This is a genomic window from Streptomyces adustus (assembly GCF_009377175.1).
Lineage (GTDB): Bacteria > Actinomycetota > Actinomycetes > Streptomycetales > Streptomycetaceae > Streptomyces > Streptomyces adustus.
On record NZ_VJZD01000484.1, the window covers coordinates 1 to 2764 of the forward strand.

General features: G+C 75.8%; 2 protein-coding genes. Both read right to left on the reverse strand.

The window, feature by feature from the left end:
- Positions 1-886 (reverse strand): ABC transporter ATP-binding protein (locus tag FNH09_RS45870; RefSeq protein ID WP_238427488.1); only part of this gene is annotated, 886 nt, incomplete at its 3' end.
- Positions 887-979: 93 nt separating this feature from the next.
- Positions 980-2620, reverse strand: coding sequence for a sodium:solute symporter family transporter (locus FNH09_RS45875; RefSeq protein WP_162470105.1), 1641 nt, complete (start codon positions 2618-2620; stop codon positions 980-982).
- Positions 2621-2764 lie beyond the last annotated feature (144 nt).

Below are 2764 nucleotides of genomic sequence, written 5' to 3' on the forward strand. Positions count from 1 at the left end.
GAGTCGAAGCCGGGGTCGGGGCCTGGGTCGGAGCCGAAGTCGAAGCCGGGGACGGGGACGGGGTCGCCTCCTCGCCCAGGTAGAGGCGGCGTACCGCGTCGGTCCCGGCCAGTTCGGCGGCCGGGCCGGACAGTCGCACCTCGCCGACCTCCAGGACGTACGCCCGGTCGCACAGCGCCAGCGCCATCGCCGCGTTCTGCTCCACGAGCAGGACCGAGGTGCCCTGGGTGTTGATCTCCCGGATCACCTCGGCGATGCGCTCGACCATCAGCGGTGCCAGTCCGAGCGAGGGTTCGTCCAGGAGCAGCAGCCTGGGCGCGGCCATCAGCGCCCGCCCGATGGCGAGCATCTGCTGCTCGCCGCCGGACAGCAGTCCGGCACGCTGCCTGCGGCGCTCCGCGAGCCGGGGGAAGAGCCCGAAGACCCGTTCCCTGGCGGCCTCGACGACCGCCGGGGCCCGGCGGCCGAGGCCGAGCCCACCGGAGCGCAGGTTCTCGTCCACCGTGAGTCCGGCGAACACCCGCCGCCCTTCGGGTACTTGTACAACCCCCGCGCGCACCGCGGCCACCGGGTCCTGTCCGTCCAGCCGCAGACCGCCGTAGTGGGCGCTGCCCGCGGTGATCGCCCCGCGGTGCAGGCGCAGGGTTCCGGACAGGGAGCGCAACAGGGTGCTCTTGCCCGCGCCGTTGGCGCCGAGCAGGGCGACGGCGCCGCCCGCGGGCACCTCTAGGCTGACACCTCGCAACGCGGTCAGGGCACGCCCGTAGGCCACGTCGAGATCACGCACGCGCAGCACCGACGGCCCGTCGGGGCGCGGGTCGCCGGGGGACGGTCCGCCCGGCGGGGACACGTCCTGCCGGGTACCGTCCGATGACAGAGAGGGCATCACAACTCCTCGGCTCCGCACGAGGCGGACCAACGGGGGAAGTGGCCTTACGAGAGCACGCGCACCGGACGGCGTACAGCGTGCGGCGACGGCTCAGGACCCGCTCCCAGCGTCGGCGGCGGCGGGTTGTGCCGCTGCCCAGCGGGCCGCGCCGGGCGGGGTGCCCGGTCCGCCGCGGGCGCCGTCCGGGCCGTCGGTGCCGCGGCGCACCCGGGAGCCCAGCAGGCACAGCAGGAACCCGGCGGGGATGGTGACCAGGCCCGGGGTCTGAAGCGGGAACCAGCGGAAGTCGTACTCCGGCAGCAGCGCCACGGGAGTGCCGGAGACCGCCGGGGAGAAGACCAGGAGCACGACCGTCAGCACGGGCGCCCCGTACAGGGCGCACAGCGCGCCGCGCGCGGTGCACCACCGCCCGAGGAACGCGCAGACCAGCACGGGCAGCAGGGCGGACGCGGCGGTGGCGAAGGTGAAGGAGACGAGCACCTGCGGGTTGCGGTCGTGAGCCGGTATCGACAGCAGCACCGCGACGGCGCCGACCAGGGCCACCGCGCACCGGGCCCGGGTCACCTCGCGGGCGGCCGGACCGCGCCCGCGCCGTCCGCCGCGGGCCGGGGACGGGAGGTCGTGGGCCAGCGAGGCGGCCGCGGCCAGGGTGATGCCGGCCACGGCGGCCAGCGCGGTGGCGAACACGGCACAGGCCACGAGCGCGAACAGGACGCTGTCGCCGGCCAGGGCGGGCGCGGGGTCCAGCGCGGTGGTCACCATGAGCAGCGCGGTGCCGCCGGACGGGTCCGCCGCGCGCAGCTCCCGCGGCCCTACGAGTGCGCAGGCACCGAGGCCGACGACGGCGAGGGCGGCGCAGATCAGGACGACGGAGCCGACGGCCCAGCGCAGCGCGACGCGCAACTCCGGTGCGCTGCGCACCGGGTGGAAGCGCATCGTGACGTGCGGCAGACAGGCGGCGCCCAGCACCAGGGTGAGCGAGAAGCCCACCAGGTCGAGCCGGCCCACGAGGGTGTCGCCGAACTGGAGCCCGGGACGGGTGAAGCCCGGCCCGCCGCGTCGCGCGGCCGTGTCCAGCAGCCGGCCCGGGTCACCGCCGAAGCGGTGCAGGACGAGGACGGCGAGCAGGACCACCACGGGTACGACGACGAGGGTCTTCAGGATCTGGACGAAGCCGGTGCCCCGCATCCCGCCGAACGCCGAGTAGCAGACCATGAGCGCTCCCGTGGCGACGGTGCAGCCGGTGAGCGCTCCCGCGGGCAGGCCCAGCATCACGGTGGTGATCCGCCCTGCGGCGGAGAGCTGGACCAGGAGCAGCGGGATCAGCACCACGAGGGTGACCACGCCCATGGCCCGGCGCACGGCGGGCCGCCCGAGCCGCTCGGCCAGCACGTCGCCGAGGGTGTAGCGGCCGGGGCCGCGCAGGGGCTCGGCGAGGATCCGGCCGAACAGCAGCAGGGCGAGGACGGTGGCGCAGGCGAAGAGGACGCCGTCGGCGCCGGTGAGGGCGATGGAGCCGGTGGTGCTCAGCAGGGTGGCCGCCGAGAGGTAGTCGCCGGCCACGGCGAGCCCATTCTGCGCCGGGCCGAGCGAGGAGCTGCCCGTGTAGAACTGCTCCGGCTCGTCCTGGTCGGCCGCGGCCAGACCGCACAGGAGCAGCGAGACGGTGACGAAGGCGAGGAAGAGCACGATCGCGAGCGAGCCGCCGTCGAGAGCGCCACCGCGGCTCACCGGCGTCTCCCCGCTCCCACCACGACCCGCCCGCCGACACGGGCACCGGCATCGGTACGGGGGTCGGCCCCGCGGCCGGTGGTACGGGCGCCGGGACGCGGGGCCGAAGGTGGCTCGGCGGGGGCCGCGTGGGCGGTCGCGGGT